This window comes from Psychrobacter sp. I-STPA6b (genome assembly GCF_020662265.1).
Lineage (GTDB): Bacteria > Pseudomonadota > Gammaproteobacteria > Pseudomonadales > Moraxellaceae > Psychrobacter.
In genome coordinates this window covers 100,949-117,822 of the sequence record NZ_VEWM01000075.1, presented here as the reverse complement: position 1 = coordinate 117,822, position 16,874 = coordinate 100,949, and the positions used below count along the sequence as shown (strand labels likewise).

Here is a 16,874-nt window from a genome sequence, read left to right as displayed (position 1 = left end):
AATCTATTTACTCCTCGTTGAGTAAGCCCTTGTTTTGATTTGACGGTCTGGCAAGGGCTTTTTTTGTGTCTGTTAATTGCTGACTACGATAAAACGTGGGTAAAACAGTGTGCGTCGATTAAGCCAAACCTTTTCTTGTGCCTTAGTGATACGTTCAATATCACTATTTCTACGTGCTTTATTAGCAACAATAGCTTTTTGCATTTTTCTTAACTTTTTAGGTTTCATAATCCCTCCGCTTGGTCGGTTTGTGCCTGTGATTTGGTTACTTGCCTTGAGCTTGATTAAATAACTCGCTCTTGATTTCTTCTAATTTCTCAGCCTTTTCGGGATAACGTTTGTCCAGTCCCGAATCTAATCTATCTTGTATAACAGCGGCTAATAACATTGCGTCTTTACCGCTCATTGATATTTCTACTCTCTTTAACGCCATTTCTCTTGCTCCTATTTTGGTCAGTATTAAGGCTTTTTTGTGCCTGTGTGTTGTGTTGATGGATTTATAATATCGTTATTATGATAATATGTCAACAGTAAAACGATATTGATTTATAGTTTTTATGATATTTTTTATAATCAATATTTGCAGGCATAAAAAAACCGCCAAATGGCGGTTATATAAGCAAGTCTATAAAATCATGTGTTTATCCAATCCATCTTTCAAAGCTAACTATACTCCAGACCCAGCCAATGATTCTAAAACCCTCATCAATTTGCTGTTTCTTTGTTAGCACTATTTCTTTAAATTCATCTTTATTGTCACTTACAAGTCTTATAGCACCGTTTGGCATCTGATAAATACGCTTGCATCTATATAAGCCCCCATGCTCTATAGCGTAAATCTTTCCGTCTTTGATATTGGTTCTAGACTTGTCAACCAATATCATATCTCCGTCAAATATTCTCGGACTCATTGAGTCGTCTTTTGCTCTTGCAGCAAAGGCGTTACTGCCTATAACCCCCATCTCATCAAGTATGGCTCTGCTGATTCTAATCTTAGAGCTATCATCTTCTGTTAACTCGGCTATATAACCGTCTCCACATGCAAAACTCAAGTCACTATAATAATCTATAGCAATGTCTTGCGCTAAAACAGGAGACCCCTCCTCCCACTCTGCGACATCCAAAACCTCTGGAGTTTCTTTTATCATTTCGCCTTTGCCAGTGCTAAGCCACTCTGCATTTACGCCCATGACTATGGCCATTTTGACTAGATTAGTAGACGACTTATTGCGATTATTTTCTAAATCAGAAATAGCACCTTGTCTTGTGTTAACAGCTTTTGCCAGCGCTATCTGAGTCATTTTGGCATACTTTCTTGCCTTTTTAACTCTATCACCAACTGTTTCCTGCATTTTAATACACCTTATTATTAAATTATCGTAATTATGATACAAATATATACCGTTTTGACGTTGATTTTTTAACATAAAAACGATAATATCTATTTTAAATTATCGTGAGGTCTAAACATGTTATATCCAGTAGATGTAAATTGGTCATCAATAGTCAGAGAACTGTTGAAGCATTACAAGCAAACAGAGTTGTCTAAAAAAACAGGTGTCCATCAAGGAACTATTAGCGATATGTATCGAGGCATAGAAAAGCCACAACTGTCTTACAAATACGGCGTCTCTTTGATGAATGCTTATTTTGAACTAGAAACCATTAACCAGCCAGAGGAGGCATAACCATGTGTCATAAACCAATATCTGAATTATCGAGCGAATATCGTGATAAAGCTAGAGAGATAGAAAGCCTGATTTCTCATCGAATCTCAGTGACCAAGCAAGTAACTATTTGTAATGAAACAGGGGCTAATAAAGACAAGATAAACCGATTAGTCAACGACAATCTTGATTTAGTTGCCAGCATGCTTGCGATTTTAAAGCTAAAAGTGGTTTCAGAAGATGATGTTTATTGCTCAAAAGAGACGGCAGAAGCGACAAGAGAGCTACTTAAAAACTGCTTTAACTCGCCTGATTACATGCGGATTTTATTTAAGTAGAGGATTAATCATGGAACAAGTCCAATCATCACTACTGCAAACAATCATTGAGCATATGAAAACTGGCGCAAGCGTCAATCAAGCTCAAGCCGAGGAATTATGGGGCATCAATCATCGAATCAGTCGCCACATGTCACATATGAAGCACGAACTAAATATACCGATGCACAGAGACGAACACAAAAACTACTGGATAGATAAAGAGTGGTTAGCTGAGCAGGAGGCTGTGTGATGTACGCAAGACCGATTATTAATCCAGTCCAACGCAAAGTATCTCAAATCATCATTGATAACGACAGAAATGGAAATATCCCGCATAGATTATTTGACAACATAAGAAATCGTGGTGCATTGCACAATATTTTACGGAGATTCGGTTATCTACCAGACGATTTTATAAAACCAAGCATCTGGTTTAAAGCTAGTCGACCAAAACAAAAACAAGAGACACCGCGGGAATTAAGCAATAAAGCTACTGTTTTGAAGTCTCTAAAAAATAATGGTTTTGTAAAAGCAGAAGATTTTGATATGAGCGCAACAGCATTTCGGGGTGCAATCAAAAACATAAGACGTGACGGTTATGACGTGGTGGCTCTAAAGCAGAGTCAATATGTCTATGAGTACCACTTAATAGCGAGACATTAAAAAAGCCACTGGTGAGAGTGGCTTAGGTGTTAAACGAAACTAATCATTAACGAGGTAATTAAAGCATGAAAAACAAAGTGAATCAAGCTAAAGAACGACCAATCTTTTTAAGCACAGATGAAGTCAAGGCGATTTTAGCAGGTGAAAAGACTCAAATAAGACGCAGAAACAACCTTATCCCGAGTTGGGACCATTACGGCACAGACATTATGGACTGGGGTTTATCTGACATTCATAAATACAGAAATTGTTGGCAACCCAATAACACTTGGACGGTCGAAATACAGTCTGCTGTTGATGACACAAGAGCGATATTTATCAGATGTCCTTTTGGCACAGAGGGCGATTATTTATATGTCAGAGAAACATGGCGTTGCTACGTTGAAACAAACGCACCGCATGAATCTCGCAAACTTGAAGTGCCTTTTTATGTGCCAGACCAAAATCATGCTTACAACCTAGAGTATAAGGCTAGTTGCACAAAAGACGGTAGGTGGATGTCGCCAGTTTGGATGCCTAAGTGGGCTAGTAGATTAAAGCTCAAGGTCACTGGCATAGACGTTGTGAGAGTTGATAGAGGCGTTTGGGACTGGGTTGTAGATTTTGAAGTTGTGGAGGGCTTGAAATGACTTACTACAAAGAGTCTGACGCAACCACAGAAGACATACAAGAGTTACTTATGGATAGATACGCAAGAATACCGAACGTAGTCTTACAGATGCAGAGAGTGCTTAAAAACGGCAACGTGTACGCATGTTTGCAGTTTATATGGATTAAGACTGGCAGTTGGGGCAAAGGCGTTGACACTATAGCTTATTCTCAATTTAGAGATGATGAGCGATATGGTACTGGATTGAGTGTAAAAACTATCCAACGCTCAGTTGAAAAATTAGCAGATTTAGGCGTGATTACTATGAAGCCTAGCTTTAATGGTATGTACGAATACTCAATAAATATTGAAAAAATAACAGAATTAACTGCTCAATTATTGAACAAAAAAGGCTCTCAAGTGCGGTCAAATTGTCCTCAAGGCAAGTCAAATAGTCATGACTTAAAAGAAACAACCCAAGTCAATTTGTCCTCAAGTGCGGTCAATTTGTCTGCGACCCAAGTCAATTTGTCCAGTGAGTGCGGTCAAATTGACTTACACACAATACCTATTACACAAGACCTTTTACATAAGACTAATACACAAGACAGTAAAACCAAAAAATCAAAAAAAGAACCTGAGATAAAAAAACCAACTGACACCCAACTTGCAAACTCACTTGTAGATTTTTGGAACGAGAATCACGGCAAGTCTGCAAGTGTTAAACACAAAGTCTGGGTATCAAAAATCAAGACACGGTTAAAAACTTACTCAGTTGACGAGATTAAGCAAGCCATGCTTGGAGTGATTACAAGCGTTTGGCATCAGCAAAACAACCAAGTTTTGATTAAAAACGCAATCAGCAGTGACGAGCGTTGCAGTGACGCTATCGCTAGATACAACCAAGCTCAGGTAAACAAAACTCATGCAAACAATCAGCCAAATCACAGCCAACATCAGCAACCAGTTAAAAAACAACAATCAAGCTATGACGAATACGAAGCAATGCTCAGAGAACAATTCTTGGCAGAGTTTGGGCAGTCAACCAACACCACAGCTAACCCAAGCGATAGCGGAAATGTTTTTGATATGGAAACGAATTTTTAGGTCAAAAATGAAAGATGCTGACTGGGGGTTAGACACAGTGAAAATATGGGCTATAGCGTTGACTGACCAGAGAATTACTCAGAATGAGTTTGAGATGGCTAAACGTAAATCATTAGGTCTTGAGTGGTGTCCAACTGCACCAGCCGATTTTTTAAAGCTAGGACGCAGTGAGCAAGCTAAGAATTACCCTGATATGAGACAAGCATATATTGACGCTGTTAATCAAAAATATCCTGAAGCAGTGGTATTTGAGACGGCAAAACGAGTGGGATTTTGGGAAATCAGAACTCAATCAGAGGCAGTGACTTGGAAAAGATGGCAAGAAATCTATCCGCAGGTTTGCGCAGAACACGCAAGCGGTGCTGAGTTTGCGTTACCTAAGGAAAAACAGCTTGAGTACAGCCACACGCCATTGCAACCAAATAGCCCAATGGCGGCAAAGGTTGAGGAGTTTTTGGCTCAGTTTAAACGTAAAGGGGCAGGGGCATGAGCACAAAACCAAAGTTAGTAATAGCTTATGACTCCAATCTAGTGCAAGCCATGATTAGTTTTACAGAGGTATTGCCAGTCCTGAGCTTTAAAAACCCTGAGATAAACATCTGTTGGAGTGGTCGCAAGTGGGTTTTTACAGTGACAGAGTGTGAGGAGGTCGCATCGTGAAAGAGTTATCACTTTTTACAGGTATGGGTGGCGGTGTCTACGGCTCAATGATACTAGGCTGGGAAGCTGTGGCTTATGTCGAAAAAGACGAATATTGCAGACAAGTTATAGCACAGCGCATAAAAGATGGTTGGTTTGATAACGGAGATATTTACGGTGATATCAAAGAGTTTAACGCAAAACACGCACAAAAATACGCAGGACAAATTGATGTCCTCACAGGCGGATTCCCTTGCCAACCGCACAGCGTGGCTGGCAAACGCAAGGGAGCAAGTGACGAACGCTATTTGTGGGATGAGATTGCAAAAACAATTCAGATTGTACGACCAAGACGGCTGTTTTTTGAAAACGTCCAAGGCATCCTCACCGACTCAGCCATCATTGATATTTGCCGAATACTCGAAAGCCTTGACTACAGAGTTAAGCCACCATTATTGCTTGGCAGTGATGACTGCGGAAACATCCATAGACGCAAGAGATTGTGGATATTTGCCGACTCCAACAGCCAGCGACAGCGAGGGAGGAAGAGCAAAAGACGCAGTAATGAATGGTATGTCAGCAAGCAGGATAAACAAAGCTGGAGTGAGGTACGGAGTCAAGCTGAGGGATGTGCCGTTCGAGAGATACATGTTGCCGACACCTCGAAGCAATCAGTCAATGCAAGCAAATGTATTGTTACCAAGCATACGAAACAACAAAAACAGGAATTTGGAAACAGTAATCAGCAAAACAATAGTGACAGACGCTCAATTACAAGCATTGAGCAATTATTGCAAAGAGCCGATGTACCTGAGCCCTTATTTTGCAGAGTGGATGATGAATTACCCGATTGGCGCAAGCAACTTAAAGCCATTGGCAACGGGCAAGACCCAATTGTGATGGCAACAGCATACCAGATTTTGAGTGATTTATGAGAGATAAAGCCATGAGCGATTTCAAAACATCTTTTAACGGATTTATGAAAATCTATCTACACGATGATGTGCCTGAGCGTTTAGCGAGTAGAGCGATATTTACTGAGGATTGGCTGGCTAATCAAAAACGCAGACAAATCATGAAACGTGAACGTAAATTCAAAATCAGCCTCTACATTTACGACACAGACGGTGACAAGCGAGGTCACGAAGTCATGGTGTTTAAGAGCAAAGGCGGTCAGAAAGATTTAACAAAAGCGATATTTGAGTTTGGCAACAAGTTCGTTGATGAGTTGTTAGAGAGTTTAGACGACTTTGTGCCTGATTTGGTTAACTCGTATGCAGTGGTGAGGGTATGAAAACAATACTAGATCCATGTTGCGGTAGCCGTATGTTTTGGTTCGACAAACATGATGACCGAGCTGTATTTACAGACAATCGCAGAGAGAAACACACCCTATGCGATGGTAGAGAGTTGATTATTGAGCCTGATTTATTGATGGATTTTACTAACTTGCAGTTTGCTGATGAGTCGTTTCACATGGTTGTTTTTGACCCACCGCATTTGGCCAAAATTGGCAAAACATCATGGATGGCAAAAAAGTATGGGTATTTGAATGATACTTGGCCAAACATGATTCGAGATGGTTTTAGCGAGTGTTTCCGAGTCTTAAAGCCATACGGCACGTTGATTTTTAAGTGGAACGAGACTGATATTGCGGTCAAAGATATTTTGTCGCTCACTGAGCATAAACCAGTTGTTGGCCACAAAAGCGGTAAACGCTCAAACACACACTGGATTTGTTTTTTAAAGGAGTCTGCATTGTGAACATAGAGAAACTAATCGCAGCAGCAAAAGAGATTGAGCAGGTACGGCAAGCGCAAGCTGACTACTCAAAAAAGCTACAAGAATTTGCGGATTTATCACGCAAGCAAGGCGGATTGAATCAGCAACAGCGAATCGAATACGAAATGCTAGAAAGAGCACCAAGAGTTTTTGACTATCACACAGCTATAGATGCGTTGATTAGTGCATTGCATGAAAAGGGTTGAGCCATGAATGTATCTGACTACACACCCGAACAAAACCAATGGCTCAAGATGCGTACAGCGTTTAGAGCCAACAAATCCCACGAATGTCATGGATTTAAAAATATGGCAGTTACTAAAGACGGTCAGTTATGTATTGGTATGACGCTCAATAAAACGTGGTCTCATTACTCAGCGACATACACGCAAAAAGATGGGGTTAGGTCGTTTGAGAGCAGAGAGTGGGATTTACAGGGTAAGAGCTTGGATGGTTTTGCAGATTTGAACATGGCAACGGTGAATAAAGGGGTTTATACGATATGAGACGACCAAAAAAGCCGAAGTATAAAAATATCAAAGTAGAGATAGACGGTGTCAAGTTTGACAGCAAAAAAGAGGCTAAACGCTATCAAGATTTAAAACTGCTTGAGCGGAGTGGGGGTATCAAAAATCTTGAGTTACAACCAGAGTTTGTGATTGCAGATGCCGTTGTGCTAGATGGTCGCAAAAGACCCGCCAGAAAATACAAGGCTGATTTTAGTTATATGCGAGATGGCAAGTTAGTTGTGGAGGACGTGAAAGGTATAAAAACGCCGATGTATAGATTAAAGCGGCATTTGGTGAAACTGATACATGGGATTGAGGTAACAGAGATATGAAAAAACTAACACAAGCGGTTTTTAGAGAAAAACGTATGCCAAAGTGGACAAAAAGTGCAGCGGTTGATTATGACGGTGTTGCTAGATATCACGATGTGCCGAAATCTGAACTCAAACGCAGTCATACGATATGGCAACCGCACAGTGATACAAGTGTTATCTGTGGCTATGGCTACGACACAACAAACTGGCAAAATTCAGCGATAGATAGAGGTGATGTATGAGCTTAGATGTGTACTTAATGGCAAAGCCCATCAATCAAGATGATAACGATTGTTTGTACAGTGCAAACATTACACACAATCTTAATGATATGGCTAGATTTGTGGGTATTTACAAGCACTTATGGCGACCCGAGGAACTTAATATCACTCAAGCAAAAGAGCTGATAGAGCCATTGCATGCAGGGTTTTTAAAGTTGCTATACAAAGCTGAGGACTGTAAAAAATTTAACCCTGAAAATGATTGGGGTGACTATGACTGGCTGTTTAGTTTTGTAAAAAACTATCTGCAAGCGTGTATGGATTACCCTGAGGCTTACATCGAGGTAGACAGGTGATTAAAACGCATCACAGTGGCTCATATCGTCCGCTACAGCTCATCAAAGAGCTAAACGGTGACTTAGTAGCTACAAGCTATAAAAGCACGACACAGGGCAATATAGAGTTTTATCACATTAAGCGTAAAAAGATGGTTGAGATGAGCAGTAGACAGTTTTATTTGACGCATACGATAGAGCAGGTGGGGTTATGACAACAGAGGATTTTGAATACTGCATACACTGCAATGCCAAGATTGATGCTGTAGCGTGGCTAGATAAATGGGTGAATGACCGTGATACGTGGATAGAGTAGTGCGAGCATTGCAAAAATGAATTTGGCGTTATGGTCAATGCGTATTTTTTGGATTATCAGCTATTTACGTTAGACGACATGAAAATAATTTTTGGTAAAGAACACAAGCCAAAACTTGTGTTGCTTTAAATATAGAGGGATTGAGTAATGAGTATTGAATACGATGCAGTTTTCGGAATTGGTTTTGAGCTAGACACAAACAAACATGACGAAGAAGAGCTAGATAGTCTGCTTTACGGCAATGAGGACTATGAATACGCAACGTCAGGTAATTATTACAGCGGTAATGATATTAAAAGCTATGTGTTTATCAGAAAAGATTTTGCGGAGATTGTGACGCATCTAAACGATGAAAAAGCAAGGCTTGAGCAGTTTTTGCAAAGCTTAGGAGTAGAGACTGTGGGCGAGTTCGGATTACATGGCGGTTGTTATGTCGGTTAGAGGGGTGAAGTTGTGAAAATATCTGAGGGGTGGGAGTTATGAAAAATCAAAGAAAAGAACCTTATGTCTGCATGTTGAGTGAGTCTATTAATTCATTGACTGCAACAGTGCGGATAGATGGGCGTGAGGTTAGTGTTGTGGGTGTGCCGACAAGAATCGATATGCGTCAGTCAGATAAAGAAAATGCAGCTATCAAAGAGGCTGAAAGGTTGATTAAAAAGGGATTGGTATGAGCGATAAAACAGACATGGTAAATCACCCACCACACTACAAAGACAGTAGTGGCGTTGAATGTATTGAGGTCACAAAACACATGGGATTTTGTGGTGGCAACTGCTTTAAGTATCTATATCGAGCAGGTAAAAAAGGCGATTTTATCGAGGATTTGAAAAAAGCTAAATGGTACGCAGAACGTGCGTGGATTATGCAGGAAGTTGTGCCTGATGAGGCTGTGAAAGTCATACGTGAAGTTATGCGGTACAGAGAAGGAAATATTTACAAGGCTATGAGTGCAATTAAGAGTGATCTGTGGGCTGATGTTGAGCGATATATCATAGCTGAGATTGAGAGATTGGTAGATGAGCAAACGAGACAGTAAGCGACTTACTGCAATACGCCAGTTGCCCTGTTGTCAATGTGGGGCATCACCGCCTAGTCAGGCTTGCCACTCCAATTTTGCAGAGCATGGCAAAGGTCGAGGGGTTAAGGCTGATGATAGGTACACGATACCTCTTTTTGATTTCGCTTAAAGGTCAATAAAATCAATGGTTTCAGGGGATTTTAAAGTGCAATTATGCTATAATAAAAAGCGTAACAAAGCCCTAAGATGCGGGAACATCAAAGGGCTTCTAATCAATAATACACTGTTCGGAGTGATTATGACTGTCACAAATACTACACGCTATATCAAGCGTGGTCAATCTCGTATGCCTTTACTTTACTCAACCGAGCAAATAGTAGAGCGATTCAAATCAGTACATGGCAATAAGTATGACTACAGCCTTGTTGATTATCAAGGTTCTGACTGCCATGTATCTATCATCTGTAAAAAGCATGGTGTTTTCAAACAAAGAGCCGACCTGCATTTAGGTGGGAGTAATTGTCCAAAATGTGCAAAAAGGCATAAACCAACCACGGAGGAATTTATATTAGATTGCTCAAAAACACACGGTAAGAAATTCAACTATTCTAAAACTTGCTATAAAAACAGCAGAAATCAAATTATTGTTACATGTTTAAAACATGGTGACTTCAAAGTACTTCCTTATGCTCATAAAAGTTCAAAAAACGGCGGCTGTTTAAAATGCAACCCAAATAAAAGATTAACACAAAAGGATTTTATTGAAGCAGCAAGAGTTAAACATAATAATTTTTATGATTATAAAGAAGTGGTTAATTTTAAAAATGTAAGAGCAAAAATCCCTATAACTTGCCCTATGCATGGCTCTTTTACCCAAATTGCAGACCAGCATTTGCGTGGTCGAGGCTGCCCAGAATGTGCTAAAGAATTAGCTCATGGATTTACTAGAACTGGATATATTGATAAATGTAAAAAGACCAGTAAAGGAAAGTCTAGATTATACGTTATTAAATGCTCAGGGAATAACGAGGAGTTTTTTAAAGTGGGTATAACCTCTACAAGTTTGAAGCGTAGGTTTAATAGTGTGATTCCTTATGATTATAAAGAGATTTTTTTAATTGAGGAAGAAGCTGGATTTATATGGGATTTGGAAATCCAAATACATAGGTTGATGAAAAAATATGCTTACAAGCCATTATTGCCATTCGGTGGCGACACTGAGTGTTTTGGTTTTATGCCAAAAAAAATATTTAATTTTTTAAGCGAAATAAAATCTAGCAACCAGTTGAATTTAATAACTTAACTGTGTTTGACACGTATCAAGGCAGGACGAGAGAGCAGAGTTATGAGTGGTTTATGGGTAAATTAAGGTTTATTAATGAGGTGCTAAGTGTTTCAAACGATACGCAAGTTTTTTAGATTGACCAATCTTGATGTGTTATCTAACTGCTATGCACAGATAGCAGAATTGTATCAACAGCATCATGATAACCCTGATTTGGTGGTGGCTGTGACAATTGAAGTGATGCAAAAAGATAAGGCACGTACGCTTGCGCAGAATAGCTTGTACTGGGCTTGGGTGACAGCGATAGGCAACAAGCTAGGATTGAGCAAAGAAGAGCAACACACGCAGTTAAAACGCAAGCATTTAGCAAAAATCTTTATCAGAGATGATAGGCAATTTGCAGAGATGATAACAGCGTTAAATCAGTACAAAGAGATAGCTACGCCACAGGAGTATGAGCCGTTAGCTAAAGGGGTAGCAACTCTTATGAGTACGACAAAGGCGACAACAAAGCAGATGGGCGAGTATCTCAAGGATATTGATATGTTTTGCTATTCGGAGAATATACCGCTACCGCCTAAGCCTGATGATTATAATTGGATTACGGGGGAGTGAGATGAACATTACAACAGATGATTTATACGAGTTTGGCAAGTGGGCGAGAGACCATAAAGACAATCTTTGCGCAAAATCGGCTTGGGAGTTAATTATGCAGGGTAATGTAGCGACTGACAATACAGATATTAGCTACAACATATCTGACAGCAAGGCAGATAAGATTGATAAGGCGGTGTGTGCGTTGTGCAATTATAGTCCAGCTTTGGGCAGCGTGTTTGTACAGCATTATGTGCATGGGTTAAATTACAGAAATTTAGCAGAGATACATAAATGCAGTAAAAGCAAAATAGGTATTCAGTTGAGCAAGGCAGGTGGGTTTGTGATAGGGAGGGCAACTGCGATTGAATAATAAAAAAATATACTGATTTGTTGACGGTATCCATTTTGTATACTATAATATATTCATACAAACAAAGGGGTGATAAAAATGAAAGGTTACCACAATTCAAATCAAGACAATCTAAAAGCTATTGATAGTAACATTGGTATTTATGGCGGCATCTTTGTCACTCTAAACTCATCACACTGCACAGATACTCATTATGGTGAATACGTCTATGCAATAGACTTTGAAACTATTTGCGAGTCCAGCGATATAGAAGATTTTTTATACACTGAAGAAGGCTGCCAGTTTTTAGCAGACAACAACCGTACTGAAGATGATGTAGAGGCATTACGTGACTGTGAATATGCTATTGACGATGATGATACATATCGAGAAAACCAAAAAATAAGAGCATTAATTGCTAAAAAATTAGGGTTCGATGCTGTAGAAGAAAATGATGGTTATTTGGTTGTTAATGGTGTTGTTACTTATTTAGGACATTGTAAAAGTGAAGAAGTAGCGGAATACATTGAGAACGATTATGACTAATTTCCCAGAAATCGGCTACACACCAAGCAATTATAAAGCATTGGTTAAGTCAACTGGCTTAACCAATGCAGATTTTTACCGTACGTTTGATATACCAAAACAAACATTTTATAAGCACTTGAAAGGTAGTCGCACGATGAAATGGCAGGATTGGCAGGCTCTACTCAAGCAAGTAGAGAATTATTTAAAGAATAATAGTAAATAGTATTGACGGTATCCATTTTGTATACTATAATAAACCCATCAAATCAACAAACGCTTGATAACCTTAAATCAATTAAATACCCGTTCGGGCAGGAGTAAAGACCATGAATTTAGACAGCTTCGTAATACCCATGCATAGGTTCGAACTATCAAGAGAAGTCAGGGAAACTATTACTACGCCTGAGTATCTAGCGTACTATACATTTATTGCAAGATATGATGAGTCTTGCAATGACAAAATAATTGCAGAAGTTTCTAAAATCTGCAATCTAAATGCAGAAAAAACCAAAGAATTGCTAAAACTTGCTGATAGTGGTGATATCAGCAAGCTTGTTGGCATGATGCCTAAAACCAATCACTATATTTATGTCACCGAAAACATGTTTGGTGACGCTATATACTTAACAATTGAAGATAATATTGATTTATCTGAAGAGGTTTATTGTAGTAGCCATCTACAGGGCACAATGAGCATGTTCAAGATTAGTAATAAGAAAGAGGGCGGAGTTAGACCAAAAAAAGAAACAATAGAAGTGCTACTAAAAGCACTGCATAGCATTAGTGTTGGAGACACACAAGAACGTCCAACCCCAATTTATGGAGCAAACCCGATGGCTGTGAGGAATGAAATTTGTAGATAATAAGAGAGCTGGCGACAATTTGTTCAAAAACCTCACTTAATCGTGGGGTTTTTTATTGCCTAAAATATTTTAATTAAGTCTTGTATATTTAACGTACGTTAGCAATAATAGTTATTTTAACAAATAAGGTTTATTTATGACTAAATCTAAAGACAGCATATATTCTGAGCGTCACAGACAAAGGCGTAAAGCACAGCGTTTGCCGATTGACTTATATTTAGATGATGAATTTGAAGCAAGTATTTATGAGAAACTGCAAGCTGTTGATAATCGCAAACAGACGATTTTAAAAGCTTTAGATGAGTATTTTAAAAATAATAGTAAATAGTGCTTGCGTCTAACGTACGTTAGTTGTATAATAAACCCATCAAGACGAGATAGGCTCTCTTGAAATCAGTCTAAGGAATATAAAATGGATACTTCAACTGTTTCTCATGAAAATATAGTAGAAACCTTGCTAGACATGGGTTTGAAAGTCTGGGAGAAAGGCAGTGTAAAACGAATTTATATGACTTGTGAGCAATTCAACAAAATAACTAACAATGATTACAATCTCAACGACAATAACAACAAAATATTTTATGACTTTAAAAAAAATGCGATACTTCGCAGTTATAAAGGCAAAAAAGCTAAATTGGAATTTCAATATTAATAGGAGTTAGTTATGAGAATCTGGATTAACGAAAGTGAGGTTTTCGAGATTGAAAACTTAAAATTGATAGATTGGTCAAATGGCAGAATAAATGCAGTTGTGCATACAGTTAATTTTGATAAAGACTGGCGTAATCAGGGCTACGAAAGACTTTTAAGTCTTTATCAAGCTAATGTTGACTTATATATAGATACAGCATCTGATGAGGAAGACGCAAATCTTGAAAAAATAAACTCGCTAAATGTAAAAGATTTTAGTGAGTATTATAATATTAATACGTGTGATGACGCATATATCACTTTAACTATATCGTTTGATAAATAAATTTATTGAGTTATAATGAAATTGCCACATCACATAGATGGCTTAGAAAGTAGTACTCATTTATATTAACTTTCCCACCACACAGGTGGCTTAAACCCCTGTTAATTCAGGGGTTTTTACTTTTTATTAAAAAAATGCTTGCTTGTCCGGACGAGAAGTGGTATAAAGTACTCAGAATCAAGAGTTGTGATTAAAAAGCAGTAGATTGAAAAATATTACTGCTTTTTTTGTGATTCTAGTTAGAAACTTGTGTTTGACGGGAGTTCCCATCAATTGCGCAGCAAGTGCATAACTGACTAACAAAGTGTTCGATTAAGACTCGTAAGTCTAGGGCATGTAGCTCAGTTGGTAGAGCAAGGAAAACCCTGTGTCGTTGGTTCGATTCCAACCTTGCCTGATTAATAGCACCGCCACGTTTCCCATGCCAATATATAAGAGGTCATGGGTAGAGGTGGCGGTTTTCTATTTAAGCTCAGTATTAATTTACTGGGCTTTTTTAATGAGCTACAATAACTCTATTTAAACTATTTAATGGAGTTGATTATGGGTCAGGTTAAAAACAGAGGGACAAAAGAGCAGCGAATTAAAGAGGCTCAAAAGAAAAGGTTAGAGGCTCAAGGCATTGTAGAAAAATCAATGGAAGAGCTTTACAAAGAGTTTGATATACCTGATGACGCAGAGTTTTTGGGCTATGTCGTTAATGCTGTAGAAAAAGATGAGTATATTGCTCATTTTGAAGATACGCCAGATGTGCGAAATATTGCATACAGCAAAACCCCCGAATTTAGTTTAAAGTTTGAAAATTTCGAAGAGGCTTTAGAGGTTGGTAAGGTAGTCGCTGAAAAATACAAAACAGATATATGCTTATTATTTGAGACTAAAAAAGAGTTTAGAGTATTCCCAACTTATACAGTTGACCTTAAAAATTACTATCATTAAATCATCTGTATAAATTAGCAAAATAACTTAATTAACAACCATTGCCCATATCTCACGATGTGGGCTTTTTTATGCAAACGTCTGGAGGGCGTATGAGTGATGTAACGCCTGAGGCGAAAGTAGGGCGACCAAGCAAATACAAAGAAGAGTATAACGAGCAGGCGTATAAGTTGTGCTTGCTTGGTGCTACTGACAAAGAATTAGCGGATTTCTTTAATGTCGATGAGTCAACAATCAATAATTGGAAACATGAATATCCTGAATTTTTAGAGTCCATAAAAAGAGGCAAGATTTTGGCTGATGCTAACGTATCAGAACGTCTATATAAAAGGGCTTGTGGTGTAACAGTAAGCAGAGAGCAAGCAGTAAAGATTAAAGAATTGGTGATGGAAGGTGACCAAGCTGTAGAGAAAGAAGTTATACAGATTGTGCGGTTATCACAAGAACAGCCACCCGACACAACAGCAGGTATATTTTGGCTTAAAAATAGACAGCCTGAAAAATGGCGTGATAAGCCTGAGCCGCAAGATGGTGAGAACAATGCAACCCCAGTCAAAGTAGTAGTCGAGGTTAAAGATGCGAGGAAACCCGACTCTTAATATTCCACAAGCTCAATTTTTGGCAATGCCTCATAAGTTTAGAGCTTATGTTAGTGGGTTTGGTGGTGGCAAAACATGGTCAGGCTGTGCAAGTCTTTGTAAACATTTTTGGGAATATCCGAACATTAATGCAGGGTATTTTGCCCCAACATTTCCACAAATTAGGGATATTTTTTATCCAACTATTGAAGAGTGTGCTTACGATTGGGGGTTGTCAGTAGATATTAAGACAGCAAATAAAGAAGTTCACTTTTATAACGGTAGAACCTATAGAGGGACTGCTATTTGTCGTTCGATGGACAACCCATCGTCTATTGTCGGTTTTAAAATTGGTCAGGCATTGGTTGATGAGCTAGATACCCTAAAGACTGATAAGGCACGTGAAGCATGGCGTAAGATTATCGCACGTATGCGCTATAACGTAGATGGATTGCGAAATGGTATTGATGTTACCACAACACCAGAGGGATTTAAGTTTACTTATGAGCAGTTTGTAAAAGAGGCAAATAGCTCAATAAGAAAATCTGAATTATACGGGCTAATACAAGCATCAACTTATGATAATGAGCTGAATTTACCACATGATTACATTGAGTCGCTTAGGGAGTCATACCCACAACAGCTAATCGAGGCGTATTTAAACGGTCAGTTTGTCAACCTTGCAAGTGGGGCGGTTTATCCTGAGTTTGACCGAGTATTAAATCATACTGATGCAACTATGCACGATGGCGAGCCACTACACGTAGGCATGGACTTTAACGTATTAAAAATGGCTGCTGTTACCAATGTTATAAGAGACGGTGAGCCGTATGCAGTTGATGAATTGGTAGGGGTTAGAGATACGCCTACTATGGCTCAGATGCTAAAAGACCGTTATCAAGGTCACAAGATTATGATTTATCCCGATGCTAGCGGACACAATACCTCATCTAAAAATAGCAGTGTGTCTGACCACTCTATTTTAGAGCAAGCAGGGTTTAGGGTTTACGTTAATGGCACAAACCCACTTATTAAAGATAGGGTTAATGCTGTAAACGGCATGATACTAAATAGTAAAGGTCAAAGACGTATGCGAGTCAATACGAATAAATGTCCTGAGTTAACCGAGGGCTTAGAGCAACAAATCTATGACAAGTTTGGCATGCCTGAAAAGGATAGTGGAGTTGATCATGTAACCGATGCTCAAGGCTACTTTATTAATTATAGATACCCTGTTGTCAAACCACCAACACAATTAAAAGTACACTGGAACTAA

The 16,874-nt window shown here is 38.8% G+C and carries 36 protein-coding genes and 1 tRNA gene; 34 read left to right on the top strand and 3 right to left on the bottom strand.

From position 1 onward, the window contains the following. Positions 1-72: 72 nt before the first annotated feature. The 3 genes from FHK88_RS09215 to FHK88_RS09205 form a co-directional block, all read right to left on the bottom strand. Entirely contained in the window at positions 73-228 is a 156-nt protein-coding gene (locus FHK88_RS09215) for a hypothetical protein (protein WP_227430448.1), read from the bottom strand. A gap of 37 nt (positions 229-265) precedes the next feature. Next, positions 266-433, bottom strand: a complete 168-nt coding sequence (locus tag FHK88_RS09210; protein ID WP_227430447.1) for a hypothetical protein — start codon at positions 431-433, stop codon at positions 266-268. Between the two features lie 208 nt (positions 434-641). Beyond that, positions 642-1,352 carry an XRE family transcriptional regulator gene (locus FHK88_RS09205; RefSeq protein ID WP_227430446.1) on the bottom strand — a complete coding sequence of 237 codons (711 nt, stop codon included), beginning with the start codon at positions 1,350-1,352 and terminating at the stop codon, positions 642-644. Positions 1,353-1,469: 117 nt separating this feature from the next. Here FHK88_RS09205 and FHK88_RS09200 point away from each other — a divergent pair, with 117 nt between their 5' ends. The 34 genes from FHK88_RS09200 to FHK88_RS09035 all read left to right on the top strand — a co-directional run bounded on the left by FHK88_RS09200 (position 1,470) and on the right by FHK88_RS09035 (position 16,874). Beyond that, positions 1,470-1,688: a helix-turn-helix domain-containing protein gene (locus tag FHK88_RS09200; RefSeq protein WP_227430445.1), complete on the top strand. Its 219-nt coding sequence runs from the start codon at positions 1,470-1,472 to the stop codon at positions 1,686-1,688. A 2-nt stretch (positions 1,689-1,690) separates the two neighbouring features. After that, positions 1,691-2,005 (top strand): CII family transcriptional regulator, encoded by a 315-nt coding sequence (locus FHK88_RS09195; RefSeq protein ID WP_227430444.1) that lies wholly within the window; start codon positions 1,691-1,693, stop codon positions 2,003-2,005. A 10-nt stretch (positions 2,006-2,015) separates the two neighbouring features. Next, the gene (locus tag FHK88_RS09190) at positions 2,016-2,237 is read left to right on the top strand and encodes a hypothetical protein (protein WP_227430443.1); all 222 of its coding nucleotides are present in this window, start codon (positions 2,016-2,018) and stop codon (positions 2,235-2,237) included. Then, positions 2,237-2,650: a hypothetical protein gene (locus FHK88_RS09185; protein WP_227430442.1), complete on the top strand. Its 414-nt coding sequence runs from the start codon at positions 2,237-2,239 to the stop codon at positions 2,648-2,650. Before FHK88_RS09190 ends, FHK88_RS09185 begins: the two co-directional genes overlap by 1 nt. Before the next feature lie 65 nt (positions 2,651-2,715). Further along, the gene (locus FHK88_RS09180) at positions 2,716-3,279 is read left to right on the top strand and encodes a hypothetical protein (RefSeq protein ID WP_227430441.1); all 564 of its coding nucleotides are present in this window, start codon (positions 2,716-2,718) and stop codon (positions 3,277-3,279) included. Then, positions 3,276-4,346, top strand: a complete 1,071-nt coding sequence (locus FHK88_RS09175; protein ID WP_227430440.1) for a replication protein — start codon at positions 3,276-3,278, stop codon at positions 4,344-4,346. The genes FHK88_RS09180 and FHK88_RS09175 overlap by 4 nt, the downstream gene beginning before the upstream one ends. Before the next feature lie 94 nt (positions 4,347-4,440). After that, positions 4,441-4,836 carry a hypothetical protein gene (locus FHK88_RS09170; protein ID WP_227430439.1) on the top strand — a complete coding sequence of 132 codons (396 nt, stop codon included), beginning with the start codon at positions 4,441-4,443 and terminating at the stop codon, positions 4,834-4,836. Then, complete coding sequence (locus FHK88_RS09165) at positions 4,833-5,006, top strand: hypothetical protein (RefSeq protein WP_227430438.1); 174 nt, start codon at positions 4,833-4,835, stop codon at positions 5,004-5,006. Before FHK88_RS09170 ends, FHK88_RS09165 begins: the two co-directional genes overlap by 4 nt. Further along, positions 5,003-5,920 carry a DNA cytosine methyltransferase gene (locus tag FHK88_RS09160; protein WP_227430437.1) on the top strand — a complete coding sequence of 306 codons (918 nt, stop codon included), beginning with the start codon at positions 5,003-5,005 and terminating at the stop codon, positions 5,918-5,920. Before FHK88_RS09165 ends, FHK88_RS09160 begins: the two co-directional genes overlap by 4 nt. After that, entirely contained in the window at positions 5,917-6,279 is a 363-nt protein-coding gene (locus FHK88_RS09155) for a hypothetical protein (RefSeq protein ID WP_227430436.1), read from the top strand. The genes FHK88_RS09160 and FHK88_RS09155 overlap by 4 nt, the downstream gene beginning before the upstream one ends. Next, positions 6,276-6,749: an SAM-dependent methyltransferase gene (locus FHK88_RS09150; protein ID WP_227430435.1), complete on the top strand. Its 474-nt coding sequence runs from the start codon at positions 6,276-6,278 to the stop codon at positions 6,747-6,749. Before FHK88_RS09155 ends, FHK88_RS09150 begins: the two co-directional genes overlap by 4 nt. Next, complete coding sequence (locus FHK88_RS09145) at positions 6,746-6,973, top strand: hypothetical protein (protein WP_227430434.1); 228 nt, start codon at positions 6,746-6,748, stop codon at positions 6,971-6,973. Before FHK88_RS09150 ends, FHK88_RS09145 begins: the two co-directional genes overlap by 4 nt. 3 nt (positions 6,974-6,976) lie before the next feature. After that, positions 6,977-7,273: a hypothetical protein gene (locus FHK88_RS09140; RefSeq protein WP_227430433.1), complete on the top strand. Its 297-nt coding sequence runs from the start codon at positions 6,977-6,979 to the stop codon at positions 7,271-7,273. Further along, a complete protein-coding gene (locus tag FHK88_RS09135; RefSeq protein ID WP_227430432.1) occupies positions 7,270-7,608 on the top strand; it encodes a DUF1064 domain-containing protein in 339 nt (112 codons plus the stop codon). Before FHK88_RS09140 ends, FHK88_RS09135 begins: the two co-directional genes overlap by 4 nt. Beyond that, on the top strand, positions 7,605-7,832 hold the full coding sequence (locus FHK88_RS09130) for a hypothetical protein (protein ID WP_227430431.1): 228 nt from the start codon (positions 7,605-7,607) through the stop codon (positions 7,830-7,832). The genes FHK88_RS09135 and FHK88_RS09130 overlap by 4 nt, the downstream gene beginning before the upstream one ends. After that, positions 7,829-8,167 (top strand): hypothetical protein, encoded by a 339-nt coding sequence (locus FHK88_RS09125; protein ID WP_227430430.1) that lies wholly within the window; start codon positions 7,829-7,831, stop codon positions 8,165-8,167. Before FHK88_RS09130 ends, FHK88_RS09125 begins: the two co-directional genes overlap by 4 nt. Beyond that, on the top strand, positions 8,164-8,361 hold the full coding sequence (locus FHK88_RS09120) for a hypothetical protein (protein WP_227430429.1): 198 nt from the start codon (positions 8,164-8,166) through the stop codon (positions 8,359-8,361). The genes FHK88_RS09125 and FHK88_RS09120 overlap by 4 nt, the downstream gene beginning before the upstream one ends. 248 nt (positions 8,362-8,609) lie before the next feature. After that, a complete protein-coding gene (locus FHK88_RS09115; RefSeq protein WP_227430428.1) occupies positions 8,610-8,903 on the top strand; it encodes a hypothetical protein in 294 nt (97 codons plus the stop codon). 71 nt (positions 8,904-8,974) lie between these two features. After that, positions 8,975-9,136, top strand: a complete 162-nt coding sequence (locus FHK88_RS09110) for a hypothetical protein (protein WP_227430427.1) — start codon at positions 8,975-8,977, stop codon at positions 9,134-9,136. Next, positions 9,133-9,501, top strand: coding sequence for a DUF3310 domain-containing protein (locus tag FHK88_RS09105; RefSeq protein WP_227430426.1), 369 nt, complete (start codon positions 9,133-9,135; stop codon positions 9,499-9,501). The genes FHK88_RS09110 and FHK88_RS09105 overlap by 4 nt, the downstream gene beginning before the upstream one ends. Beyond that, the gene (locus FHK88_RS09100; protein WP_227430558.1) at positions 9,482-9,652 is read left to right on the top strand and encodes a hypothetical protein; all 171 of its coding nucleotides are present in this window, start codon (positions 9,482-9,484) and stop codon (positions 9,650-9,652) included. Before FHK88_RS09105 ends, FHK88_RS09100 begins: the two co-directional genes overlap by 20 nt. A gap of 129 nt (positions 9,653-9,781) precedes the next feature. Continuing rightward, on the top strand, positions 9,782-10,786 hold the full coding sequence (locus FHK88_RS09095; protein ID WP_227430425.1) for a DUF723 domain-containing protein: 1,005 nt from the start codon (positions 9,782-9,784) through the stop codon (positions 10,784-10,786). Positions 10,787-10,873: 87 nt separating this feature from the next. Then, positions 10,874-11,383 carry a hypothetical protein gene (locus FHK88_RS09090; protein ID WP_227430424.1) on the top strand — a complete coding sequence of 170 codons (510 nt, stop codon included), beginning with the start codon at positions 10,874-10,876 and terminating at the stop codon, positions 11,381-11,383. Between the two features lies 1 nt (position 11,384). Continuing rightward, positions 11,385-11,735: an antiterminator Q family protein gene (locus tag FHK88_RS09085; RefSeq protein WP_227430423.1), complete on the top strand. Its 351-nt coding sequence runs from the start codon at positions 11,385-11,387 to the stop codon at positions 11,733-11,735. 78 nt (positions 11,736-11,813) lie between these two features. Then, positions 11,814-12,260, top strand: coding sequence for a hypothetical protein (locus tag FHK88_RS09080; protein ID WP_227430422.1), 447 nt, complete (start codon positions 11,814-11,816; stop codon positions 12,258-12,260). Further along, positions 12,253-12,465, top strand: a complete 213-nt coding sequence (locus FHK88_RS09075) for a helix-turn-helix domain-containing protein (RefSeq protein WP_227430421.1) — start codon at positions 12,253-12,255, stop codon at positions 12,463-12,465. Before FHK88_RS09080 ends, FHK88_RS09075 begins: the two co-directional genes overlap by 8 nt. Positions 12,466-12,568: 103 nt before the next feature. Then, a complete protein-coding gene (locus FHK88_RS09070) occupies positions 12,569-13,105 on the top strand; it encodes a hypothetical protein (RefSeq protein ID WP_227430420.1) in 537 nt (178 codons plus the stop codon). A gap of 136 nt (positions 13,106-13,241) precedes the next feature. Further along, positions 13,242-13,433 (top strand): hypothetical protein, encoded by a 192-nt coding sequence (locus FHK88_RS09065; protein ID WP_227430419.1) that lies wholly within the window; start codon positions 13,242-13,244, stop codon positions 13,431-13,433. A gap of 84 nt (positions 13,434-13,517) precedes the next feature. Further along, complete coding sequence (locus tag FHK88_RS09060) at positions 13,518-13,757, top strand: hypothetical protein (RefSeq protein WP_227430418.1); 240 nt, start codon at positions 13,518-13,520, stop codon at positions 13,755-13,757. 12 nt (positions 13,758-13,769) lie between these two features. Further along, the gene (locus tag FHK88_RS09055) at positions 13,770-14,081 is read left to right on the top strand and encodes a hypothetical protein (protein ID WP_227430417.1); all 312 of its coding nucleotides are present in this window, start codon (positions 13,770-13,772) and stop codon (positions 14,079-14,081) included. A 330-nt stretch (positions 14,082-14,411) separates the two neighbouring features. Next, positions 14,412-14,478: transfer RNA gene (locus FHK88_RS09050), tRNA-Phe, on the top strand. Positions 14,479-14,624: 146 nt separating this feature from the next. Next, positions 14,625-15,020: a hypothetical protein gene (locus tag FHK88_RS09045; RefSeq protein WP_227430416.1), complete on the top strand. Its 396-nt coding sequence runs from the start codon at positions 14,625-14,627 to the stop codon at positions 15,018-15,020. Positions 15,021-15,091: 71 nt separating this feature from the next. Next, on the top strand, positions 15,092-15,619 hold the full coding sequence (locus FHK88_RS09040; protein ID WP_227430415.1) for a hypothetical protein: 528 nt from the start codon (positions 15,092-15,094) through the stop codon (positions 15,617-15,619). Then, positions 15,597-16,874 (top strand): phage terminase large subunit, encoded by a 1,278-nt coding sequence (locus tag FHK88_RS09035; protein ID WP_227430414.1) that lies wholly within the window; start codon positions 15,597-15,599, stop codon positions 16,872-16,874. The genes FHK88_RS09040 and FHK88_RS09035 overlap by 23 nt, the downstream gene beginning before the upstream one ends.

Coding starts and splice junctions, on each gene's coding strand:
- FHK88_RS09210 (WP_227430447.1), bottom strand. CDS start 433: ATGGCGTTAAAGAGAGTAGAAATATCAATGAGCGGTAAAGACGCAATG.
- FHK88_RS09105 (WP_227430426.1), top strand. CDS start 9,133: ATGAGCGATAAAACAGACATGGTAAATCACCCACCACACTACAAAGAC.
- FHK88_RS09115 (WP_227430428.1), top strand. CDS start 8,610: ATGAGTATTGAATACGATGCAGTTTTCGGAATTGGTTTTGAGCTAGAC.
- FHK88_RS09040 (WP_227430415.1), top strand. CDS start 15,092: ATGCAAACGTCTGGAGGGCGTATGAGTGATGTAACGCCTGAGGCGAAA.
- FHK88_RS09130 (WP_227430431.1), top strand. CDS start 7,605: ATGAAAAAACTAACACAAGCGGTTTTTAGAGAAAAACGTATGCCAAAG.
- FHK88_RS09200 (WP_227430445.1), top strand. CDS start 1,470: ATGTTATATCCAGTAGATGTAAATTGGTCATCAATAGTCAGAGAACTG.
- FHK88_RS09125 (WP_227430430.1), top strand. CDS start 7,829: ATGAGCTTAGATGTGTACTTAATGGCAAAGCCCATCAATCAAGATGAT.
- FHK88_RS09060 (WP_227430418.1), top strand. CDS start 13,518: ATGGATACTTCAACTGTTTCTCATGAAAATATAGTAGAAACCTTGCTA.
- FHK88_RS09165 (WP_227430438.1), top strand. CDS start 4,833: ATGAGCACAAAACCAAAGTTAGTAATAGCTTATGACTCCAATCTAGTG.
- FHK88_RS09135 (WP_227430432.1), top strand. CDS start 7,270: ATGAGACGACCAAAAAAGCCGAAGTATAAAAATATCAAAGTAGAGATA.
- FHK88_RS09055 (WP_227430417.1), top strand. CDS start 13,770: ATGAGAATCTGGATTAACGAAAGTGAGGTTTTCGAGATTGAAAACTTA.
- FHK88_RS09150 (WP_227430435.1), top strand. CDS start 6,276: ATGAAAACAATACTAGATCCATGTTGCGGTAGCCGTATGTTTTGGTTC.
- FHK88_RS09205 (WP_227430446.1), bottom strand. CDS start 1,352: ATGCAGGAAACAGTTGGTGATAGAGTTAAAAAGGCAAGAAAGTATGCC.
- FHK88_RS09155 (WP_227430436.1), top strand. CDS start 5,917: ATGAGAGATAAAGCCATGAGCGATTTCAAAACATCTTTTAACGGATTT.
- FHK88_RS09175 (WP_227430440.1), top strand. CDS start 3,276: ATGACTTACTACAAAGAGTCTGACGCAACCACAGAAGACATACAAGAG.
- FHK88_RS09140 (WP_227430433.1), top strand. CDS start 6,977: ATGAATGTATCTGACTACACACCCGAACAAAACCAATGGCTCAAGATG.
- FHK88_RS09170 (WP_227430439.1), top strand. CDS start 4,441: ATGGCTAAACGTAAATCATTAGGTCTTGAGTGGTGTCCAACTGCACCA.
- FHK88_RS09080 (WP_227430422.1), top strand. CDS start 11,814: ATGAAAGGTTACCACAATTCAAATCAAGACAATCTAAAAGCTATTGAT.
- FHK88_RS09095 (WP_227430425.1), top strand. CDS start 9,782: ATGACTGTCACAAATACTACACGCTATATCAAGCGTGGTCAATCTCGT.
- FHK88_RS09215 (WP_227430448.1), bottom strand. CDS start 228: ATGAAACCTAAAAAGTTAAGAAAAATGCAAAAAGCTATTGTTGCTAAT.
- FHK88_RS09190 (WP_227430443.1), top strand. CDS start 2,016: ATGGAACAAGTCCAATCATCACTACTGCAAACAATCATTGAGCATATG.
- FHK88_RS09110 (WP_227430427.1), top strand. CDS start 8,975: ATGTTGAGTGAGTCTATTAATTCATTGACTGCAACAGTGCGGATAGAT.
- FHK88_RS09065 (WP_227430419.1), top strand. CDS start 13,242: ATGACTAAATCTAAAGACAGCATATATTCTGAGCGTCACAGACAAAGG.
- FHK88_RS09100 (WP_227430558.1), top strand. CDS start 9,482: ATGAGCAAACGAGACAGTAAGCGACTTACTGCAATACGCCAGTTGCCC.
- FHK88_RS09180 (WP_227430441.1), top strand. CDS start 2,716: ATGAAAAACAAAGTGAATCAAGCTAAAGAACGACCAATCTTTTTAAGC.
- FHK88_RS09035 (WP_227430414.1), top strand. CDS start 15,597: ATGCGAGGAAACCCGACTCTTAATATTCCACAAGCTCAATTTTTGGCA.
- FHK88_RS09195 (WP_227430444.1), top strand. CDS start 1,691: ATGTGTCATAAACCAATATCTGAATTATCGAGCGAATATCGTGATAAA.
- FHK88_RS09185 (WP_227430442.1), top strand. CDS start 2,237: ATGTACGCAAGACCGATTATTAATCCAGTCCAACGCAAAGTATCTCAA.
- FHK88_RS09045 (WP_227430416.1), top strand. CDS start 14,625: ATGGGTCAGGTTAAAAACAGAGGGACAAAAGAGCAGCGAATTAAAGAG.
- FHK88_RS09075 (WP_227430421.1), top strand. CDS start 12,253: ATGACTAATTTCCCAGAAATCGGCTACACACCAAGCAATTATAAAGCA.
- FHK88_RS09085 (WP_227430423.1), top strand. CDS start 11,385: ATGAACATTACAACAGATGATTTATACGAGTTTGGCAAGTGGGCGAGA.
- FHK88_RS09070 (WP_227430420.1), top strand. CDS start 12,569: ATGAATTTAGACAGCTTCGTAATACCCATGCATAGGTTCGAACTATCA.